General features: G+C 73.2%; 17 protein-coding genes. 9 read left to right on the top strand and 8 right to left on the bottom strand.

Going from position 1 to position 19,123, the window contains the following annotated elements; translation table 11 throughout:
* Positions 1 to 28: 28 nt before the first annotated feature.
* Positions 29 to 649: a hypothetical protein gene (locus tag ACIOHG_RS18765; protein WP_400951742.1), complete on the bottom strand. Its 621-nt coding sequence runs from the start codon at positions 647 to 649 to the stop codon at positions 29 to 31.
* A gap of 395 nt (positions 650 to 1,044) precedes the next feature.
* On the opposite strand from ACIOHG_RS18765, the gene ACIOHG_RS18760 reads away from it, so the two are divergent.
* Positions 1,045 to 1,995 carry a beta-ketoacyl-ACP synthase III gene (locus ACIOHG_RS18760; RefSeq protein ID WP_400951739.1) on the top strand — a complete coding sequence of 317 codons (951 nt, stop codon included), beginning with the start codon at positions 1,045 to 1,047 and terminating at the stop codon, positions 1,993 to 1,995.
* Positions 1,996 to 2,022: 27 nt separating this feature from the next.
* On the opposite strand, the gene ACIOHG_RS18755 is transcribed toward ACIOHG_RS18760, so the two are convergent.
* Entirely contained in the window at positions 2,023 to 2,358 is a 336-nt protein-coding gene (locus tag ACIOHG_RS18755) for a hypothetical protein (protein ID WP_400951738.1), read from the bottom strand.
* A 199-nt stretch (positions 2,359 to 2,557) separates the two neighbouring features.
* Between ACIOHG_RS18755 and ACIOHG_RS18750 the strand changes: the two genes are divergently transcribed.
* The gene (locus ACIOHG_RS18750) at positions 2,558 to 5,050 is read left to right on the top strand and encodes a DEAD/DEAH box helicase (protein ID WP_400952194.1); all 2,493 of its coding nucleotides are present in this window, start codon (positions 2,558 to 2,560) and stop codon (positions 5,048 to 5,050) included.
* A 7-nt stretch (positions 5,051 to 5,057) separates the two neighbouring features.
* Here ACIOHG_RS18750 and cpt read toward each other — a convergent pair whose 3' ends face one another.
* The 3 genes from cpt to ACIOHG_RS18735 all read right to left on the bottom strand — a co-directional run bounded on the left by cpt (position 5,058) and on the right by ACIOHG_RS18735 (position 7,579).
* Positions 5,058 to 5,597 carry a chloramphenicol phosphotransferase CPT gene (gene cpt / locus ACIOHG_RS18745; protein WP_400951735.1) on the bottom strand — a complete coding sequence of 180 codons (540 nt, stop codon included), beginning with the start codon at positions 5,595 to 5,597 and terminating at the stop codon, positions 5,058 to 5,060.
* A gap of 44 nt (positions 5,598 to 5,641) precedes the next feature.
* Entirely contained in the window at positions 5,642 to 6,811 is a 1,170-nt protein-coding gene (locus ACIOHG_RS18740; protein ID WP_400951733.1) for a UDP-N-acetylglucosamine--N-acetylmuramyl-(pentapeptide) pyrophosphoryl-undecaprenol N-acetylglucosamine transferase, read from the bottom strand.
* A 180-nt stretch (positions 6,812 to 6,991) separates the two neighbouring features.
* Complete coding sequence (locus ACIOHG_RS18735) at positions 6,992 to 7,579, bottom strand: TetR-like C-terminal domain-containing protein (protein ID WP_400952192.1); 588 nt, start codon at positions 7,577 to 7,579, stop codon at positions 6,992 to 6,994.
* Between the two features lie 322 nt (positions 7,580 to 7,901).
* Between ACIOHG_RS18735 and ACIOHG_RS18730 the strand changes: the two genes are divergently transcribed.
* The 6 genes from ACIOHG_RS18730 (at position 7,902) to ACIOHG_RS18705 (ending at position 15,362) form a co-directional block, all read left to right on the top strand.
* Positions 7,902 to 8,912, top strand: coding sequence for a zinc-binding dehydrogenase (locus ACIOHG_RS18730; RefSeq protein WP_400951730.1), 1,011 nt, complete (start codon positions 7,902 to 7,904; stop codon positions 8,910 to 8,912).
* 129 nt (positions 8,913 to 9,041) lie between these two features.
* Positions 9,042 to 9,518 carry a carboxymuconolactone decarboxylase family protein gene (locus ACIOHG_RS18725; protein ID WP_400951728.1) on the top strand — a complete coding sequence of 159 codons (477 nt, stop codon included), beginning with the start codon at positions 9,042 to 9,044 and terminating at the stop codon, positions 9,516 to 9,518.
* A gap of 107 nt (positions 9,519 to 9,625) precedes the next feature.
* Positions 9,626 to 10,165 (top strand): GNAT family N-acetyltransferase, encoded by a 540-nt coding sequence (locus ACIOHG_RS18720; RefSeq protein WP_400951725.1) that lies wholly within the window; start codon positions 9,626 to 9,628, stop codon positions 10,163 to 10,165.
* Positions 10,166 to 10,452: 287 nt separating this feature from the next.
* Positions 10,453 to 11,280 carry a hypothetical protein gene (locus tag ACIOHG_RS18715; protein WP_400951722.1) on the top strand — a complete coding sequence of 276 codons (828 nt, stop codon included), beginning with the start codon at positions 10,453 to 10,455 and terminating at the stop codon, positions 11,278 to 11,280.
* A gap of 62 nt (positions 11,281 to 11,342) precedes the next feature.
* Positions 11,343 to 12,269 carry an aminoglycoside phosphotransferase family protein gene (locus ACIOHG_RS18710; protein ID WP_400951720.1) on the top strand — a complete coding sequence of 309 codons (927 nt, stop codon included), beginning with the start codon at positions 11,343 to 11,345 and terminating at the stop codon, positions 12,267 to 12,269.
* A 180-nt stretch (positions 12,270 to 12,449) separates the two neighbouring features.
* The gene (locus ACIOHG_RS18705; RefSeq protein ID WP_400951717.1) at positions 12,450 to 15,362 is read left to right on the top strand and encodes a discoidin domain-containing protein; all 2,913 of its coding nucleotides are present in this window, start codon (positions 12,450 to 12,452) and stop codon (positions 15,360 to 15,362) included.
* A gap of 166 nt (positions 15,363 to 15,528) precedes the next feature.
* Here the strand turns inward: ACIOHG_RS18705 and ACIOHG_RS18700 are convergent, their stop codons facing one another.
* The 3 genes from ACIOHG_RS18700 to ACIOHG_RS18690 are packed head-to-tail and all read right to left on the bottom strand — an operon-like array spanning position 15,529 to position 18,078.
* Positions 15,529 to 16,164: a C39 family peptidase gene (locus ACIOHG_RS18700; protein ID WP_400951715.1), complete on the bottom strand. Its 636-nt coding sequence runs from the start codon at positions 16,162 to 16,164 to the stop codon at positions 15,529 to 15,531.
* Positions 16,157 to 17,146: a threonine/serine dehydratase gene (locus ACIOHG_RS18695; protein WP_400951713.1), complete on the bottom strand. Its 990-nt coding sequence runs from the start codon at positions 17,144 to 17,146 to the stop codon at positions 16,157 to 16,159. The genes ACIOHG_RS18700 and ACIOHG_RS18695 overlap by 8 nt, the downstream gene beginning before the upstream one ends.
* Complete coding sequence (locus ACIOHG_RS18690; RefSeq protein ID WP_400951711.1) at positions 17,143 to 18,078, bottom strand: D-alanine--D-alanine ligase; 936 nt, start codon at positions 18,076 to 18,078, stop codon at positions 17,143 to 17,145. Before ACIOHG_RS18690 ends, ACIOHG_RS18695 begins: the two co-directional genes overlap by 4 nt.
* Before the next feature lie 150 nt (positions 18,079 to 18,228).
* Between ACIOHG_RS18690 and ACIOHG_RS18685 the strand changes: the two genes are divergently transcribed.
* Positions 18,229 to 19,123: Scr1 family TA system antitoxin-like transcriptional regulator (locus tag ACIOHG_RS18685; RefSeq protein WP_400951708.1), on the top strand; the 895-nt coding region annotated here is incomplete at its 3' end.

Here is a 19,123-nt window from a genome sequence, read left to right as displayed (position 1 = left end):
CCACGGCCCGGTCGGTGGGCGGCCGGTCTCAGGTACCGGTCGTGCACATGAGGAGAGCAGCCTGCTGCCGGAACGTCTCGTGGGGCTTGGCGCAGTCCATCCAGCCGCTCAGGGGGAAGTCCGGCCAGAAGGTGGTGACGGTGCCCACGGCGTCCCGTTGCGCAGCCGCGCCGGGGCAACTGCGAACGAAGGAACTGGTGTAGACCAAGTTGTACCCGTAGCGGACGTACTGGCCGGGCCCGATCTTGGTCACCCTGACCGGATCCTGGTACGGCGGCAGCGCCTTCCCGAACTCCGGCAGGCCGGCGCGGACGGTCGGCTGGTCACGGAACGCGGTGTACGCCCGGCGGGCGTCCGCTTCACCCGCGCTCGATGTCGCGGTCGCGGTGAGCGGTTGCACGGGCAGCGCCGGGGGGTACTCCGGCGGCCCGCCCTCGGGAGCCGTGACGGTGGCGGACGGGGCCACGTACGTCAGGGTCTCCGTCTCCACGGCCGGGGTGAAGGTGTAGCCGCAGCCGACCGGTTCGGCCGACGGTGCGGTGACGGATGGCGCGGGCGGGGCCGCCCCGCGGTGCGGCGCCGTACAACTGGCCACGGCCAGCACCAGCACGACGGCCCCCGCGCCCCGCGCGATTCGCTCCTTCTGCAACTCTCCCCCTCGAAGTTCCCGTTCCGACGCCTCGGAGCATGACGCAACGCCGGCGCGGCGCACAGCCCTCGTGATCGTGCCGGTACCGAACACGAACAGCCCTGCCGCAAACGCCCCGGCCGACGGGGCCGGACAGGCGAGCGGGTCCGACCGCCCCGTCCGGTGCGCCGCACGGGGCGGTCGGCCGGATCCCGCCGCTCGTCCCATGGGCACGGCGGTCGGACTTCGACGAGCCGAACCGCTGCCGGTCGAGCTCCGGTGGGCCGGGCCACGGGCGGCGCCTGCGCGGGTGTCCGTTCTGCGGGCCGGCGTTTAGCTTCCGATCGGTCGGATGCTATGTTCCAGGCCGTTGCCCCGGCATCGGCCGGTGGCCGCTGTCGAGGAGGGGAACCGCCATGTCCGGAGTCCGTATCGCAGCCCTGGGCCACCACCAGCCGGAGCGGGTGCTGACCAATGACGAGTTGGCGGCCATGGTGGACACCAACGACGAGTGGATCCGGCGCCGGACCGGGATCGTCACCCGGCGGATCGCGGGGGCGGACGAGTCGGTGACCGACCTGGCCGCCGCGGCGGCGGCGAAGGCGCTGGCCGCCTCGGGCCTGGACCCGGCGGAGATCGGGCAGGTGACGGTGGCGACCTGCAGCGCCGTCGACCGGTGTCCGTCGATCGCGGCGCAGGTCGCGGGCCGGCTGGGCATCCCCGGCGCGGTGGCGTTCGACCTGAACAACGGCTGCGCGGGCTTCTGCACCTCGCTCTCGGTGGCCAACCACTCGCTGCTGGCGGGCGCCGCCAAGCACGCGCTGGTGATCGGCGCGGAGAAGATGTCCGACCTGGTCGACTGGACGGACCGGCGCAGCTGCATCCTGCTGGGCGACGGCGCGGGCGCGGCGGTGCTGTCGGCGACCGACGGGGCGGGCAGCGCGATCGGCCCGGTGGTGTGGGGGTCGGACCCGTCGCGGGCGAGCGCGGTGCGGCTGGTGGACCAGTGGCACCCGCAGTTCGAGCAGGACGGCCAGGCGGTGTTCCGCTGGGCCACCACCGAGCTGCCCGCGCTGGCCGAACAGGCGTGCCGGGCGGCCGGGTTGAGCCCGGCGGAGCTGGACGGGGTGGTGACCCACCAGGCGAACCTGCGGATCATCGAGTCGCTGGTGCACAAGCTCGGCCTGTCCGAGGACGCGGTGATCGCCCGGGACGTGGTGGACTCCGGCAACACCTCGGCGGCCTCGGTGCCGCTGGCGCTGGCGAAGCTGGTGGAGCGCGGCGAGCTGCGCCCGGGCGCCCGGGTGCTGCTGTTCGCGTTCGGCGGCGGCCTGTCCTGGGCCGGCCAGGTCGTCACCTGCCCCTGAGGCCGGCCCGGGACCGCGCGGGGCGGGTCAGCAGTCGCGGTGGCAGACCACGGTGATCGCGATGCTCTCCGGCGGCGGCGGGGAGTTGAAGTAGGGGGCGATCCAGCCGGCGGCGCCGTTGAGGATGCCGTCCTCGTAGATGCCCGTCGTGCGCCAGCGCTGGCCGGGGGCGAGCGGGCTGCCGTCGCCGTTGGTGAGGTGTGCGTCGCCGGCGGTCCAGCCGTGCGGGCAGCGCGCCTCGACGCCGCCGGGGTCGCCGACGGCGGTGACGGTCTCGGTGTTGATGTCGGCGGCGGCGGGCGCCGCCGTCACCGCGCCCAGGGCGGCCACGGCCAGGGCGAGGCCGAGGAGTCGTTTGCGCATGGAGGTCCTTCCGTCGTGCCGCCCCGCGGTTCGGAGCGGTCGGTTCGAATCCCTCTCCGTAACGCTGCGTCACATTCATGTGACGGGGTGAAACCACTCGTTCGGTCCGGCGCGGGGAGCGCGGGGACGGTGCGCGCGCGAGCTTTGCCCGCGGTGATCCCGGAAGGGCAAGATAGGGCGGGTGACCCTCCTGGACCTGATGCCGAAGCCCGCCACCCCCGACTCGCTGTTCGAGACCTTCGCCGAGTGGGCGTCGGACCGCGGGATCACGCTGTACCCGGCCCAGGAGGAGGCGCTGATCGAGCTGGTCTCCGGGAACAACGTGATCCTGGCGACCCCGACCGGCTCGGGCAAGTCGCTGGTCGCGATGGGCGCGCACTTCGCGGCGCTGGCCGAGGGCAAGCGGACGTTCTACACCGCGCCGATCAAGGCGCTGGTGTCGGAGAAGTTCTTCGACCTGTGCAAGGTCTTCGGCACCGAGCAGGTCGGCATGATGACCGGCGACGCCTCGGTGAACCCGACCGCGCCGATCATCTGCTGCACCGCCGAGGTGCTGGCGCAGATCGCCCTGCACGACGGCCCGCGGGCCGACGTCGGCCAGGTCGTGATGGACGAGTTCCACTTCTACGCGGAGCCGGACCGCGGCTGGGCCTGGCAGATCCCGATCCTCGAACTCCCGCAGGTGCAGTTCCTGCTGATGTCGGCGACGCTCGGCGACGTCCGCCGCTTCGAGGAGGACCTGACCCGCCGCACCGGCCGCCCGACCACCGTGGTGCGCTCGGCGACCCGCCCGGTGCCGCTGTTCTACGAGTACCGCCGCACCACCCTGCACGACACGCTGGAGGAGCTGCTGAACACCGGTCAGGCGCCGGTGTACGTGGTCCACTTCACGCAGAAGGAGGCGGTGGAGCGGGCGCAGTCCCTGATGAGCATCAACATGTGCTCGAAGCAGGAGAAGGACGCCATCGCCGACCTGATCGGCGGCTTCCGGTTCACCACCAAGTTCGGCCGCAACCTGTCCCGGTACGTGCGGCACGGCATCGGCGTGCACCACGCCGGCATGCTGCCCAAGTACCGCCGCCTGGTGGAGCGGCTGGCCCAGGCCGGCCTGCTGAAGGTGATCTGCGGCACCGACACGCTCGGCGTCGGCGTCAACGTGCCGATCCGCACGGTGCTGTTCACGGCGCTGTCGAAGTACGACGGGCAGCGGGTGCGGATCCTGCGGGCCCGCGAGTTCCACCAGATCGCCGGGCGGGCCGGCCGGGCCGGGTTCGACACCGTCGGCCAGGTGGTGGCGCAGGCGCCGGAGCACGTGGTGGAGAACGACAAGGCGCTGGCCAAGGCCGGGGACGACCCGAAGAAGCGCAAGAAGGTGGTCCGCAAGAAGGCCCCGGACGGGTTCGTGTCCTGGACGGAGGAGACCTTCGAGCGGCTGATCGCGGCCGACCCGGAGCCGCTGGTGTCCCGGTTCAAGGTCAGCCACGCGATGCTGCTGTCGGTGATCGGCCGCCCGGGCAACCCGTTCGAGGCGATGCGCCACCTGCTCACCGACAACCACGAGGACCGCGCCGCGCAGCGCCGCCACATCCGTTCGGCGATCGCCATCTACCGCTCGCTGCTGGAGGGCGGCGTGGTCGAGCGGCTGGCGGAGCCGGACGCCGAGGGCCGCACCGTCCGGCTGACCCTGGACCTGCAGGAGAACTTCGCGCTGAACCAGCCGCTGTCCACCTTCGCGCTGGCGGCCTTCGACCTGCTCGACCCGGAGTCGCCCTCGTACGCGCTGGACGTGGTCTCGGTGGTCGAGGCGACGCTCGACGACCCGCGGCAGATCCTGGCCTCGCAGGAGAACAAGGCGCGCGGCGAGGCGATCGGCGAGATGAAGCGCGACGGCGTCGAGTACGAGGAGCGGATGAACCGGCTCCAGGAGATCACCTACCCGAAGCCGCTGGAGGAGCAGCTCGGCCACGCCTACGAGGTGTACCGCCGGGCGCACCCGTGGATCGGCGACCACCCGCTGCGCCCGAAGTCGGTGGTGCGGGACCTGTACGAGCGCGCGATGACCTTCACCGACTACGTGGGCTTCTACGAGCTGGCGCGGACCGAGGGCATCGTGCTGCGCTACCTGGCGGGCGCGTTCAAGGCGCTGGAGCAGACCGTCCCGGACGACCTGAAGACCGACGACCTGAAGGACGTCATCGCCTGGCTGGGCGAGCTGGTCCGGCAGGTCGACTCCTCGCTGCTGGACGAGTGGGAGGCGCTGGCCAACCCGACCGGGCCGGAGGCGGCGGAGGTGCGGCTGGACGACAAGCCGGCGCCGGTCACGGCCAACGCGCGGGCGTTCCGGGTGCTGGTCCGCAACGAGCTGTTCCGCCGGGTCGAGCTGTGCGCGCTGGAGCACTACGACGCGCTGGGCGAGCTGGACGGCGAGGACGGCTGGGACGCGGACCGCTGGGCGGACGCGATGGACGGGTACTGGGAGGAGTACGACGACCTGTCCACCGGTCCGAACGCGCGCGGCCCGAAGATGCTGCTGATCGAGGAGGTCGAGGACGAGGGCCTGTGGCGGGTCCGGCAGATCTTCGACGACCCGAACGGCGACCACGACTGGGGCATCTCCGCCGAGGTCGACCTGTACGGCTCGGACGAGGAGGGACGCGCGGTCGTCAAGATCACCTCGGTGGGCGCGCACTGACGCCCCGTCAGCCGCCCGGCCGCTGTGCCAGCCGGGCGGCGACCGTGCGGGCGCAGTCGGCGGCGGAGGCCGACGCGGTGTCCACCGTGAGGTCGTAGTCGACCCCGGTGTGCACGCGTTCGGCCTGGTCGGCGGCCATTCCGGCGGTGCGGTCGGGGCGTTCGGCCTCGCGGGCGGCGGCGACGGGGGCCGGGCAGCGGACGCCGACCCAGAGCACGTCGAGGCCGTGCAGCGCCGCCCGCCAACGCGCCTGGGAGGCCGCGCCGGAGAGGAACACGTCGTCGACGAGCACCCGGGCCCCGGCCCGGGCGGTGGCCGCGACGCCCGCCATCCAGGCGCCCTCCAGGGACCGGAACTCCGCGCCGACGCTCACCGCCCCGTCGGCCGCCCCGAGTGCGATGCCCGACCCGCCGCGGAGCAGCCGTCCGGGCATCGCGTCGATCAGGTCGTCGATCCCGAACAGCAGCCAGGGGTCGGCCAGTTGCTCCTGGAGCGCGCGGGCCAGGCTGCTCTTGCCGCTGCTGGAGCCGCCGTTCAGCACGATCACCCGGGCCGTCGTCCCGCCGTCCCTCGGTGCCGTCCCGGCGGCGCTCACCGCTGCTCGACCACCGACAGCAGCACGTCCACCAACTGCTGTGCCGCGTCCGGGCGTCCGTGCTCGCGCGAGCGGGCCGCCATCGCCGCGCGCCGCTCCGGGTCCTCCAGCAGGGGTGCCAGCGCCGCCCGCAGGTGGTCGGGGGCGACCTCGCCGAGCAGGGCGGTGGCGGCACCGGACTGCTGGAGGTGGGTCGCGTTGTGGGCCTGCTCGTTGCCGGCCGCGGAGGCCAGCGGGACGAAGACGGCGGCCTTGCCGAGCGCGGTGAGTTCGGCCAGGGTCCCGGCGCCGCTGCGGCTGACCACCACGTCGGCGAGGGCCAGCACGTCGGGCAGTTCGGCGCCCAGGTAGCCCGTCGGCAGGTAGCGGGCGGCCGGCCCGGGCGGCAGTGCGGCGGCCGCCGCGCGCACGGCCTCCTCGTTGGCGGGGCCGCACTGGTGGACCACGTTGGCGCGCTCCAGCAGCCACGGCAGGATGCCGGTGACCAGGGTGTTGATCTGCACCGAGCCCTGCGCGCCGCCGGTGACGTAGACGGTCGGCAGCGCCCGGTCGAACCCGTACAGGCCCAGTGCCGAAACGGCCTTCTCGGCCTGCCCGGCGAGCACCGCGGGCCGGACGGGGTTGCCCGTGACCGCGGCGGTGCGGCGGGCGGCGCCGGGGAGCAGCGGCAGGGTGGACGGGGAGGAGACCGCGACCCGGGTGGCGGCCCGGGCCAGCACCTTGTTGGCCAGGCCGAGCCGCACCGTCTGCTCGTGCACCACCAGCGGCACCCGGAGCGAGCGGGCGGCGAGGCCGACCGGCACCGCGACGTACCCGCCGGTGGCCAGCACCGCGTCGGGGCGGAACTCCGCGATCAGCCGGCGGGCCTGGACGGCGCCGAGCGGCACCCGGGCCATGTCCTTGAGGTTCACCGGGGAGAGCAGCTTCAGCGGGTTCGAGGAGCGCCGGAGCTTGCCGGTGGCGACGGGCGCGAACCGGATGCCCTCGGCCGGGGTGACCCTGGCCTCCAGCCCGGCCGCGGTGCCCACCCACAGCACCTCCACCGTCCGCCCCTGCCCGGCCAGCCGCTCCTGCAGCGCCCGCACCGCCGTCAGCGCCGGGTACGTGTGTCCGCCCGTCCCGCCGCCCGTGACCACCAGCCGCACCGGCCCGCCGCGCTCCGCCATGCCCTCGCCCGTCCTCCCGCACCGTGAAACCCGCCTGACGGTCCCTCAGCCTACGGCGCCCGGGCCCGCGGTCGGCGCACGGCGTGGCCGGCACACGGTCACCGCACGGCGCGCGACCAGGGCAGGGCCGTCCCGCACCGAATCTCCCCCGTTCTTCCGACCCGTTCCCCCGACGGTGCGTCAGCCACCGGAGCGGGCGCCGGAGCGGGGCGGGTGCGCCGGGGCGGTCGCGGGTCCGGGGGCGAGGCCGCGGACGGCCAGGTCGACCAGGGCGTCGACGTAGGCGGGGGTGACGGGTTCGCCGAGCAGCAGGTGGCGGGCGAACAGCGGACTCATCAGGGCCTCGACGGCGGCGCGGAGGTCGGCGCCGGGGCGGATCTCGCCGCGTCCGACAGCCCGGTGCAGGAGCTGTTCGGCGCGGGCCAGCCGGTCGGCCCAGTAGGCGTCGCGGTTGTGGCGGGTGTCGGCGTTCGGCGGGGCGATGCTCAGCCGGAGCAGCGCGGGGCCCTCGGGGGTGGCGAGGAACGCGGCGAGGGCGGTGAGGAGTTGGCGCAGGTCCTCGCGCAGGCTGCCGGTGTCGGGCAGCGGCACGGCCTGGTCGGCGTAGTCGGCGAGGGCTTCGCGCAGCAGTTCCTCGCGGGTGCCCCAGTTCCGGTAGACGGAGGTCTCGTGCACGCCGGCGGCCGCGGCGACGGCCGCCACGGTGGCGGCCTCCAGCCCGCCCTCGGCGAGCAGGCGCACGGCGGCGTCGAGCACGGCCCGCCGCATCGCGGCGCCGCGCCGCCGCAGCGGGGTCACCTTTGCGCCGATGGTCGGCTCCGGACAGATGCCGTCCCCTGTCTTCATCCCGTCTCCCCGTCTCCCCGTCGGTCGTGCTCTTCCCGTCCCTGCCCGCCGCGCCCCGTCCTGGGGTGGAGGGCCTTCGCAGCAGGGTAACGCAGGCAACCTTGCGTTGCCCTCGGGCGCGACGTAGGCTCGACAACGCAAGTCAGCTTGCGATAGCCCGACCGGGGTCCGAGCACCCCGGGGCGGGCCCTCGTGAGGGCAACGAGGCCGCCGACGGTCCGCCGACGGCCGGAGAGGATCGACCATGGCCGTGATGCGCGCCGTCCGCCTGCACCTGCCCACCCGCACGCTGAGCGTGGCGGAGGTGGAGCGTCCGGTGCCCGGCCCCGGCCAGGTGCTGGTGAAGGTCGAGGCGGCCGGGGTCTGCCTGTCCGACGTGCACCTGATCGACGGCACCCTGACGCCGCTGTACCTGCCGGGCGAGAGCGTCACGCTCGGGCACGAGGTCGCGGGCACCGTCGCCGAGGCGGGCCCGGAGGCGGGGAGTTGGCGGCCCGGCGACCGGGTGGTGCTGCAGGCCGGCGAGCGGCGCGACGGGACGGTCTGGACCCGCGGCGTGGACTACGACGGCGGCTGGGCCGAGTACGCGCTGGCCCGCACCGACACGCTGGTCCGGCTGCCCGACGCGATCCCGTTCGAGCAGGGCGCGATCGTCCCGGACGCGGTCTCCACCCCGTGGGGCGCCGTCACCACCACCGGCCGGGTCCGCCCGGCCGAACCGGTCGGCGTCTGGGGCATCGGCGGCCTCGGCGCGCACGGCGTGCAACTGCTGCGGGCGATCGGCGCCAACCCGATCGTCGCCGTCGACCCTTCCCCCGCCGCCCGCGAGCGCGCCCTCGCCTTCGGCGCCGACCTCGCCCTGGACTCCGCCGACCCCGAACTGGCCGCCCGGATCGGGGCGGCCACCGGCGGCGCGGGCCTGGCCGCCGCCTTCGACTTCGCCGGGGTGCCGGCCGTCCGCGAGCAGGCGCTCAAGGTGCTCGGCGCGCACGGCCGCCTGATCCTGGTCGGCCTGACCGACCAGCCGCTGACGGTCCGCGACAGCATTCGCTTCTCCTACCTGCAGCAGCAGGTCCTCGGCCACTACGGCTCCGAGGAGAGCGCCGTCCCGCAGTTGCTCGCCCTCGCCGCCGGCGGCCGCCTCGACTTCTCCCGCTCCATCACCGAGGTACTGCCGCTGGAGCGGGCCGCCGAGGCCGTCGAGCGCCTGCACACCAAGCAGGGCGACCCGATCCGGCTCGTCCTCAGGCCCTGACGCCCCGTCACCCTGCCGGGCCCGCCGCCCTCACCCGGGGGGGCGGGCCCGGTTTGCGCTGGAGCACACTCCAACCCGTACGTTTCCGGTGTTCCCGCAGCGCGCCACCGCACCCGAGGAGAGCCCACCATGACCAGCGGCCCCGACAGCACCGACGCCACGGCGGCCCCCACCGCAGACCCCACCGCGGACCCGGCCACCACCCGGCGGCAGCGGTTCGAGCACGGCAAGGAGGTGCTCGACCGGGTCAACGGCGACGTGGGCGAGCAGGTGATTGCCTCGCTCGCCGACGTCTCGCCCGAACTGGCCCACCAGGTGGTCGCCTGGGGCTTCGGGGAGATCTACTCGCGGCCGGAACTCTCCCCGCGCGACCGGCAGTTGGTGACCCTCGGCATGCTCACCGCGCTCGGCGGCTGCGAACCGCAGCTGCGGGTCCACGTGCACACCGCCCTGAACGTCGGCCTGACCCCGCAGCAGATCGTCGAGGCACTGCTCCACTCGACCGGCTACTGCGGCTTCCCCCGCGCCCTGAACGCCACCTTCGCCGCCAAGGAGGTCTTCGCCGAACGCGGCCTGCTCCCGCTCGACGAGGCCCCGCCGGCCTGAACCCCGTCCGGAGTGCCCGCCAGCCGCCCGCCAGCGCCCACCAGCGCTCGCCGCCGGGCCGCCCGGCCGCGGGAGTACGGCCGCACCGGGTGTGATTGGCTGCCGGGATGAGCGAACCCCGGGCCACCGCCGTCCTGCGCCCGCGCGAAGCGGGTGACCTGCCCCGCTGCGCGGCGGTGCTGCGCGCCGTGCACAAGGCCGACGGCTACCCCCGCAACTGGCCCGCCGACCCGGCGGCCTGGCTGGCGACGGCGGGGCAGTGCGCGGCCCTGGTCGCGGTCCTCGACGGCGAGATCGTCGGACACGCGGCCCTCACCCCCGGAACGGCCCGGGACACCGCCGCCGCCCGCTGGGCCGCCCGGACCGGACGGGACGCGGCGGAGACCGCCGAGGTCGGCCGGCTGTTCGTGGCCCCGACCGCACGCGGCCTGGGCCTGGGCGCGCGACTGCTGGCAGCGGCCGGCGCGGCGGCCCACGAACGGGGGCTGCACCCGGTGCTGTGCGTCCGGGACGGCGACCGGGCGGCCGTCGCCCTGTACCGGCGCGCCGGCTGGACCGACACGGGAACGGCCCGGGAGGACTGGCCGGACGGACCGGTGACACTGCGCTGCTTCGCCGGCCCCGCCCGAGCCGACGAACCCGCCTGAGCCGCCGGAGCCCTCGGCCCTTCCCGAACCACCGACCCACCGTGCTCCCCCACCTGCCCGACCCTCCCGTGCTGTGCAGCCCTCCCGACCCACCTGACCTGCCCTACCCGCCCACGGCCTCGCCGAGCCGCCAGAGCCCTCCACCTCTCCCGGGCCGCCGACCCCACCCGACCTTCCCGACCTGCTCGGGCCGCCTGGCTGCCCCTCCGCCCAACCATCCGACTACCCGGGTCGGCAGAGCAGCCGGGGCCGCCGGAGCGACAGGGGCGGCCACTACAGTGCGGGCCATGGTTCACAACTCCTTCGGGCCCCAGGACCATTGGGCCCCCTGCGCAGCCGAGTCGGCCCCCGATCCGGACTGGGACCGCGAGCTCGCCGAGGCGTTCGGCGCCCTGCTCGGCCGTCCGCTCGACGGGTACGACCAGGGCGCGGTGTATGCGGCCAGTGTCAACGGCAACTACCTGCGGGAGCTGGGCTTGCACCGGGACCCGGCCTGGATGCGGCCGGCCGTGCTGAGCGGGGCGGAGCCGCTGGTGTGGGAGGCGTACGTGTTCGACGCGGACCCGAAGTCGCCGGTGTTCGACGCGAGCCGGTCGATCTTCGAGTTCTGGGCGGGGGCGACCGCGGCCCGGGCCGCGCTGCCCGCCGGGTTCGTGGCGGCCGTCGACGCGGCCTGCTTCCGGGACGGCCTGATCCGGGGTGCCGAACTGGCGCCGCTGGTCGAGCAGTTCGGGGTGGACCTGGGCGACCCGGCGGTCCTGGACAGCTGGCAGCTGTACTTCCCGTGCCTGCGCTCCGACGGCACCCTGCTGGACGCGCTGTGCACGGCGACCGCGACCGGCCGCCGCCCGGCCGACCTGCTGTCCTTCGAGGTGGAGCCGGACGAGGAGTGGGCGGAGGCACTGGAGGGCATCGGGCACCCCGAACTCCGCGAGCACCTGGCCTACTTCTGCACGGACGGCGACGAGGGCCTGATGCCGGACTTCGACGCGGAGCCGCCCGGTGCGGTGCTGGTCGAGGAGGGCTGCCGCGCGGTGATCGGCTGGCAGGACGGGCACGGCCAGATCGACCTGGTGGTCATGCAGTTGAGCGACGAGGCGGCCGGCCGCCGCTGAACCCCCGTGCGGCGGTGGGCAAATCGTTCGCGTCCGGCGTCCGGGCGCCGGATGATCGCGGGATGACGACGCTGCACGAGAACGAAGTCCCGGTCGACGAGGCGACCTTGCGCCGCCTGCTGCGCGCCCAGCGGCCGGAGTGGGCCGAACTGCCGCTCGCCCCGGCCGGATCGGGCACCGACAACCGGATGTTCCGGCTGGGGTCGGAGCTGCTGCTGCGGCTGCCGCGCACGGCGGAGAACGCGGCGGCGGTCCGCAAGGAGCAGACCTGGCTGCCCCGGCTCGGCCCGGCGCTGCCGTTCGCGGTGCCGGAGCCGGTGCACGAGGGCGCGCCGGACGAGGCGTTCCCGCTGGCCTGGTCGGTGTACCGGTGGATCGAGGGCGGGACGCCGGGGCCCGGGTCGGTGGACGACTGGGCCGCGTTCGGCGCCGAGCTGGCGGCGGCGGTGCGCGCCCTGCACGCGCTGCCGCTGCCCGCCGAGGAGGAGCGGGCGGGCCTGTCCTGGTACCGGGGCGGCGAGTTGGCGCCCTGCGACGGCTGGGTGCGGCGCGACTTCGCGGCCGTCCGGGCCGCGGGAGCGGGCACCGACCCGGACCTGGATCTGGCGCGGCTGCACGGCTGGTGGCGGGAGGCGCTGCGGCTGCCCGCGCCGACCGGTCCGCGGGTGTGGCTGCACGGTGACCTGAAGCCGAGCAACCTGCTGGTCCGGGACGGCGCCCTGCACGCGGTGATCGACTTCGGCGGCCTGTCGATCGGCTTCCCGGACGCCGAGCACGCCCCGGTCTGGGACCTGCCCGCCCCGGCCCGGCGGGCGTACTGGGCGGCGGCCGGGGCCGGGGAGGAGTCCTGGCTGCGGGCCCGGGCCTGGGCGATCGCGGTGGGGGTGGCGGGTCTGTCGTACTACCGGGAGCGCGATCCGGCGTTCGCCGCGGAGTGCCGGTCCCGGCTGCTCGCGGTGCTGGCGGACACCGAGGAGGGCACCCCCTGACCTGTCCGCCCGTGCGGACGCGACCACCGCCAGTCACCTTCCCTCGCCGCCTTGCAACTGATCTTGCGTCAATCTGTATGTTTTTTGCATGCACCCGTGGACTTCCTGCCGGGCCGCGCCTACGCTCGGCACGCCCGGCCACCACCCGGGCCCTCCCCCCTGCAGGAAGCACGGTCCCCCATGCAGAATCCCCCCACCCGCGCCAGGCGGGCCGTCGCCTCGTTGGCGGCTCTCGCCACGGGCGCAGCAGGTCTGTTGGCGGTGGCGTTCGTCGGCGCCGGGCCGGCGCACGCCGCGGCCGTTCCCACGCTCTCCCCGCTGAGCGTGCCCAATCGGGGCGCGAGCGTCCCGTTCGTCGAGCAGGAGGCCGAGTACGCGGCCACCAACGGCACCGTGGTCGGCCCGGACCGGCTGTACGGCCACCTGGTCTCGGAGGCGTCCGGACGGCAGGCGGTGACGCTCGACGCGGTCGGCCAGTACGTGGAGTTCACGCTCACCGCGCCGGCCAACGCGATCGACTTCCGCTACAGCCTGCCGGACTCCCCCGACGGCAAGGGACGGGACGCCTCGCTGGACCTGCTGGTCGGCGGGCAGAAGCTGAAGAGCGTCGACGTGACGTCCAAGTACAGCTGGTACTACGGCGGTTACCCGTTCAACAACAACCCGGGCGACTCCAACCCGCACCACTTCTTCGACGAGACCCGGACTTTGCTGGGCGCCAGCTACCCGGCCGGGACGAAGGTCCGCCTCCAGGTGTCGTCCACCGCGCAGTCCCCCAGCTTCACCGTCGACCTGGCGGACTTCGAGAACGTCGCCGCGCCGATCGCCAAGCCCGCGGGCGCAATCGACGTGGTGGCGGACTTCGGCGCCGACCCCACCGGCGCCACCGACTCCACCGCGAAGTTCCAGGCCGCCGTCAACTCCGGTGCGGCGCAAGGCCGGACGGTCTACATCCCGCCGGGCACCTTCACCCTGTACGACCACGTGGTGGTCGACCGGGTGACGCTGGCCGGGGCGGGTCCCTGGTACAGCGTGCTGGGCGGCCGTGACCCGGTCAACCGGAACCGGGCGGCGGGCGTCTACGGCAAGTACGTCTCGGGCGGCGGCTACGGCGGCGCGATCCGGCCGCAGGAGGCCGGCGGTCCGAGCCAGAACGTCACGCTGAAGGACTTCGCGATCATCGGCGACGTCCGCGAGCGGGTCGACGACGACCAGGTGAACGGCCTGGGCGGCGCGATGTCCAACTCCACGGTGGACGACCTGTGGATCCAGCACACCAAGGTCGGCGCCTGGATGGACGGTCCGATGGACCACTTCACCATCAAGAACAGCCGGATCCTGGACCAGACCGCCGACGGGGTCAACTTCCACACCGGCGTGACCAATTCGGCCGTCACCAACACCTTCCTGCGCAACACCGGCGACGACGGCCTGGCGTCCTGGCCGGAGCGGGTGGCCAACGTCAACGACAGCTTCACCCACAACACGGTGGTACTGCCGATCCTCGCCAACAACATCGTCACGTACGGCGGCAAGGACTTCACCATCGCGGACAACGTGATGGCGGACACCGTCACCAACGGCGGCGGCCTGCACATCGCCAACCGCTACCCCGGCGTCAGCTCCGGCAACGGAACCGCCGTCGCCGGGACGATCACCGCGGCCCGCAACACCCTGATCCGGACCGGGAACAGCGACTACAACTGGCAGTTCGGGGTCGGGGCGCTCTGGTTCGACGGCCTGAACGAGCCGATCAGCGGCGCGACCATCAACGTCACCGACACCGACATCCTGGACAGCTCCTACGAGGCGATCCAGACCATCGAGGGCGGCGTCACCGGCGTCAACCTGACCAACGTGAACATCGACGGCGCGGGCACCTACGCGTTCCAGGCGCAGGCCAACGCACAGCTGAAGCTGACCAACGTCCGGGCGAAGAACATCGCGCAGGCCGCGACCCCGATCCACAACTGCGTGGGCACCGGCTTCCAACTCACCGACGGCGGCGGCAATTCCGGCCTGACCGGCTCGACCTGCACCGGCCAGTGGCCGGCCCCGGTCTGGACGTACAACGGCGTTCCGGCGAACGGCGGTTCGACCTCCTCGCCGTCCCCGTCCCCGTCCGCCCCGGGTTCGCCCTCGCCCTCCCCGTCCCCCTCGCCCTCCGGCTCGACCGGCCCGGCCTGCCCGAGCGGCAGCGGGAACCTGGCGCAGGGCCGCCCCGCCACCGCCTCCGGCACCAGCCAGAACTACGGCCCGGGCAACGCGGTCGACGGTGACGCCAACACGTACTGGGAGAGCACCAACAACGCCTTCCCGCAGTGGATCCAGATCGACCTCGGCTGCCCCACTGCCCTCTCCAAGGCTGTCCTCAAACTCCCCCCGGCCAGCGCCTGGGCCCCCCGCACCCAGACCCTCACCGCCCAGGGCTCCACCGACGGCACCACCTTCACCACCCTGACCGGCTCGACGGGTTACACCTTCGACCCGGCCACCGGCAACACCGCCACCGTCACCCTCCCCGCCACCCCCACCCGCTACCTCCGCCTCACCATCACCGGCAACACCGGCTGGCCCGCCGGACAACTCTCCGAACTCCAACTGTTCGGCGGCACCACCACCTCCTCCCCGTCGCCGTCGCCGTCCGCCTCGACCGGCCCGGCCTGCCCGAGCAGCGGCAACCTCGCCCAGGGCAAGCCGACGACCGCCTCCGGCACCAGCCAGAACTACGCTCCGGGCAACGCGGTCGACGGTGACGCCAACTCGTACTGGGAGAGCGCCAACAACGCCTTCCCACAGTGGATCCAGATCGACCTCGGCTGCCCCACCACCCTGGCCAGGGCCGTCCTCAAACTCCCCCCGAGCAGCGCCTGGGCCACCCGCACCCAGACCCTCACCGCCCAGGGCTCCACCGACGGCACCACCTTCACCACCCTCACCGGCTCCGCGAACTACACCTTCGACCCCGCCACCGGCAACACCGCCACCGTCACCCTCCCCGCCACCCCCACCCGCTACCTCCGCCTCACCATCACCGGCAACACCGGCTGGCCCGCCGGACAACTCTCCGAACTCCAGCTCTACGCCCCCTGACCCACCCCGCACCACCCCGGGGCCCGGCAGCCGCACCCGCCGGGCCCCGGGGCTCCGCGGAACAACCGGCCGATCACCGGCCGGAGCGCCGCCCTCTCTACGAACCGAGGCCGGTCGATGTCCGTCGCCGCCAGCCCGGCGATCGTGCGGCGATCGGTGGTGGCGGTCATGGTGCTCCTGTGAGGTCGAGGACGATGCCCCGGTGGGCGGCGTAGCGGTCGAAGTCGCTGCTGGGGAGGCGTGCGGCGACAGTGTCGGGGGTGTGGCCCGAGGGGTTGTTGAAGGTGACGTGGTCGTTGTCGTGCCCGATGACGAGGACGAGGTGGCCGCCTCGTCCCGGTGCCGGCCGGTCGGGGCGGCGGATTTCCTTGTGCACGGAGGCGATGACGAGATGCCCGGCCGTGGTCTCGGCGGCGAGGCGGGTCGGGGTCAGGTCGGTGACGACCCGGGCGGGAAGGGCGAAGGCGTCGGCGGCGTACTCGGTGAACTGCCGGTAGAACAGGCCCGCGACGCTCCCGTCTGCCTGTTGCTGGTAGGCGTCCCACTTGAGGGCTCCGTGCAGCAGCTCCCAGAGGGTGGGTGCGTGACCGTCCCGGGCGAGCAGGGCCATCCGCAGGCACGCCATGCCGCACCACCGCCCGGCCCAGTACGCGTAGCTCTCCCGGTCGGGTGCTCCGGAGACCGCCCAGTTCGGATCGTCGGCCTTCGGCCGGTCGTGGTAGGCGACAGCGCCGATCAGGTCGGGGCTGGCGTACTGGGTGACGGTGGGGACGGCGTGGCGGGCCTGCGGGCGGTCAGACACGGGTGGGTTCCTCCGGGGTGCTGGTGAGCCGGTGGAAGGAACCTATGCCCACGGAGCCGCCGGTGATGAGCACGCCGACCGGGTGGGTGCCCGGGTCGAGAACGGTCAGGGCAGCGAGGGCCACGGCCCCGGAAGGTTCGACGACCACCTTCAGGTACTCGAACGCCGTGGCCATGGCCCGACGGATCTGATCGTCCGTCACCGTCACGATGCCGTCGAGCATCACCCGGTTGACGGCCCACGGCAGCGGGGCCGGGGCGGTGTGGCGGAGTCCGTCGGCGATGGTGCCGGGAACGGTGGAGAGTTCGGCGATGGCACCCGCCCGCAGGGACATCGCGGTGTCGGCGGCGGTGGCGGGTTCGACCCCGATGACCTTGATCGTGGGGTCGATGTGCTTCGCGGCGACGGCGGTGCCGGCGGCGAGGCCGCCACCGCCGACCGGCACGAGGATGGTCTTCAGCCCCGGGGCCTGGGTGAGCATTTCGAGGGTGGCGGTGCCGGCTCCGGCCATGATGTCGCGGGAGTTCGCCGAGGGGACGATCGTGCGGCCGAGTTCGGCGGCCAGGTCGGCGGTGATCTCGTCGCGGTCGTCGCGGTCGCGGTCGTAGTGGACGATGGCCGCGCCGAGGGACCTCGCCCCCTCGATCTTCCCGGGCGGGGCGTCGTGGGGGACGACGACCGTGACGGGGGCTTCGAGGAGTTGCCCGGCGAGGGCCAGGGCCTGCGCGTGGTTGCCGGAGGACGCCCCGATCACGCCGCGCCGCCGGACGTCCGGCGACAGTGCGGCGACGGCGTTGTAGGCGCCGCGGAACTTGAACGAGCCGGTCAGTTGGAGGGCTTCGACCTTGACCGCGACCCGGCGGCCGGCCCGGCTGTCGATGGCGTGGTGGTTGAGGGCGGAGGTGACGGCGGCGATGCCGCGCAGCCGGCGCCGCGCGTCGTGGACGTCGGCCGCGACGACGGGCAGCTCGGCGGGCTTCACGGCCGGTACCCGTCGCGGTGGGCGGAGGCGATGATCATGCCGATGAGCTGGTCGTAGCTGTACCCGGCGGCGTTGGCCATGGTGGCGAGATTGCCCTGCGGGGACAGGCCGGGCAGCGTGTTGATCTCCAGCCAGTGGAGTTCGCCGGTCGCCGTGACCATGAAGTCCGAGCTGGAGTACCCGTGGCAGGACAGCGCATCATGGGCTTTCACCGCGGCGTCCTGGATGGCCTTGATCGTGGACGGCGGCAGCTCGGCGGGGCACCGGTAGCGGTGGCCGTCGGGGTTGCGCTTGGCCCGGTAGTCGTAGAACTCGGCGTCGGTCGGCAGGGTCTCCAGGGGCGGCAGCGCCTCGGTCCTGCCGTCGCGGGTGATGATGCCGCAGGTCACGGCGGTGCCGGTGACGAACGGCTCGATCAGCCATTCGCGTCCGTCGCCGATGGCGGCCGCGAGCGCGCCGGTCTCACGGATGATCGTCATTCCGATCGACCCGCCCTCGGAGGCGGGCTTGACGATGACGGGGAACCCGAGGCACTGGGCAACCTGGTCGGCCACCAGGCGGGGGTCGTCGCCGCTCTGGGCGATGAGGTGGGGGAGCACGGGGACGCCGGCGGCGTGGACGAGCTGCTTCGCGGTCGGCTTGTGCATGCCGAGCGCGGATGCCAGCACCCCGGACCCGGTGTAGGGGGTGCCGAGGCTGTCGAGGAGTCCTTGGAGCTTGCCGTCCTCGGAGTACTGGCCGGCGATGGCCATGAACGCCAAGTCGGCGCCCTTCACGTTCTCGACGAACTCCGGGGCGGAGGCATCAAGAACGGTGTGCGCGATTCCCATCCGGGCCAGGGCCTCGTGCACGGCCTTTCCCGAGAGGAGCGAGCGGTCCCGTTCCTCGGACCGGCCGCCGGTGACGACCGCGATTTTACGGATGGAATTCATAGAACTTCCCTCGCTTTCAACGGACTTGAAGAATGAACAGGCGGCGTCGGGACGTCTTGCGGCATTGCGGGCGGCGCAGGCGCCCCGCCGATGCATCCGGGGATCGGCGACGGTTACAGCTTCGGTATGGGGCGCTACGATCGGTAGGGCTTGGAGTTCAACAGCCGATCTGTGAGACGAGGGACTTTGCCGAGCCCGCGAGAACTTGACCCGGCGTCATCGATAGCGGCCCTGTTCGGGACCGAGCTTCGACGGGTCCGCATCTCGGCGAAGCTGAGCCAGGAAGCCCTGGGTGAAGTGCTTGGCTACACAGGGTCGTTGGTCGGCCAGGTGGAGACTGCGCGGCGATCGCCGACCTTGGAGTTCGCGGAGCGGCTCGATGGGGCGCTCGAAACGGGCGGCCTGTTCAGCCGCTTGTGGCCGCACGTCGTGCGAGGGCCGTTCCCGGACTACTTCAAAACGTACGCCGGGCTGGAGCCGAAGGCGTCGGAGATCTTCGGGTACTTCGCGCTACTGATCCCGGGTCTCGGGCAGACCGAGGAGTACATGTGGGAGGTGTTCCAGTCGGCGTTGCCGCTGGCGTCGGATGCCGACATCGAGAGCAAAGTCGCAGCACGGTTGTCGCGCATGGACCTGATGGCGGGTCCAACAAGGCCGGTGTTGTGGTGGCTGATCGACGAAGCCGCGCTGCGCCGTCCTGTTGGCGGACCTGCCGTGATGGCTCGTCAACTGCGCCACTTGGCACACCTGATCCGCTCAAGAGTAGTGCTTGTCCAGGCGCTCCCGTACGCGAGTGGCGCACATGCAGCCCTTGAAGGCTCGTTGACCCTGCTGTCGTTTGCCGATGGAAGCCCTGACGTGGCATACATCGAGGGACCGCACAGCGGTGTGCTGGTCGAGAGCACGGATACGGTCAGGAAGATCCGCCTGACCTACGATCTGGCTAGGTCTGAGAAGCCGTTGTTGTATCGATCACGGTGGACACGGGTTCGACTGAGGAAACTCGGTCGGGCGATCTTGTCGCCCGCCGTGCATGAAGACAGGG

It is taken from the genome of Kitasatospora sp. NPDC088134 (assembly GCF_044741705.1).
In the GTDB taxonomy this organism is placed as follows: Bacteria; Actinomycetota; Actinomycetes; order Streptomycetales; family Streptomycetaceae; genus Kitasatospora.
The sequence above is the reverse complement of the archived record's forward strand: the minus strand, read 5'-3'. Positions and strand labels throughout refer to the sequence as shown.

What these genes read in the sequence shown, in the direction of transcription:
- ACIOHG_RS18760 (WP_400951739.1), top strand. Translation starts at nt 1,045, where the DNA reads ATGTCCGGAGTCCGTATCGCAGCCCTGGGCCACCACCAGCCGGAGCGG.
- ACIOHG_RS18755 (WP_400951738.1), bottom strand. Translation starts at nt 2,358, where the DNA reads ATGCGCAAACGACTCCTCGGCCTCGCCCTGGCCGTGGCCGCCCTGGGC.
- ACIOHG_RS18750 (WP_400952194.1), top strand. Translation starts at nt 2,558, where the DNA reads ATGCCGAAGCCCGCCACCCCCGACTCGCTGTTCGAGACCTTCGCCGAG.
- ACIOHG_RS18740 (WP_400951733.1), bottom strand. Translation starts at nt 6,811, where the DNA reads ATGGCGGAGCGCGGCGGGCCGGTGCGGCTGGTGGTCACGGGCGGCGGG.
- ACIOHG_RS18735 (WP_400952192.1), bottom strand. Translation starts at nt 7,579, where the DNA reads ATGCGGCGGGCCGTGCTCGACGCCGCCGTGCGCCTGCTCGCCGAGGGC.
- ACIOHG_RS18730 (WP_400951730.1), top strand. Translation starts at nt 7,902, where the DNA reads ATGGCCGTGATGCGCGCCGTCCGCCTGCACCTGCCCACCCGCACGCTG.
- ACIOHG_RS18725 (WP_400951728.1), top strand. Translation starts at nt 9,042, where the DNA reads ATGACCAGCGGCCCCGACAGCACCGACGCCACGGCGGCCCCCACCGCA.
- ACIOHG_RS18720 (WP_400951725.1), top strand. Translation starts at nt 9,626, where the DNA reads ATGAGCGAACCCCGGGCCACCGCCGTCCTGCGCCCGCGCGAAGCGGGT.
- ACIOHG_RS18715 (WP_400951722.1), top strand. Translation starts at nt 10,453, where the DNA reads ATGGTTCACAACTCCTTCGGGCCCCAGGACCATTGGGCCCCCTGCGCA.
- ACIOHG_RS18710 (WP_400951720.1), top strand. Translation starts at nt 11,343, where the DNA reads ATGACGACGCTGCACGAGAACGAAGTCCCGGTCGACGAGGCGACCTTG.
- ACIOHG_RS18705 (WP_400951717.1), top strand. Translation starts at nt 12,450, where the DNA reads ATGCAGAATCCCCCCACCCGCGCCAGGCGGGCCGTCGCCTCGTTGGCG.
- ACIOHG_RS18690 (WP_400951711.1), bottom strand. Translation starts at nt 18,078, where the DNA reads ATGAATTCCATCCGTAAAATCGCGGTCGTCACCGGCGGCCGGTCCGAG.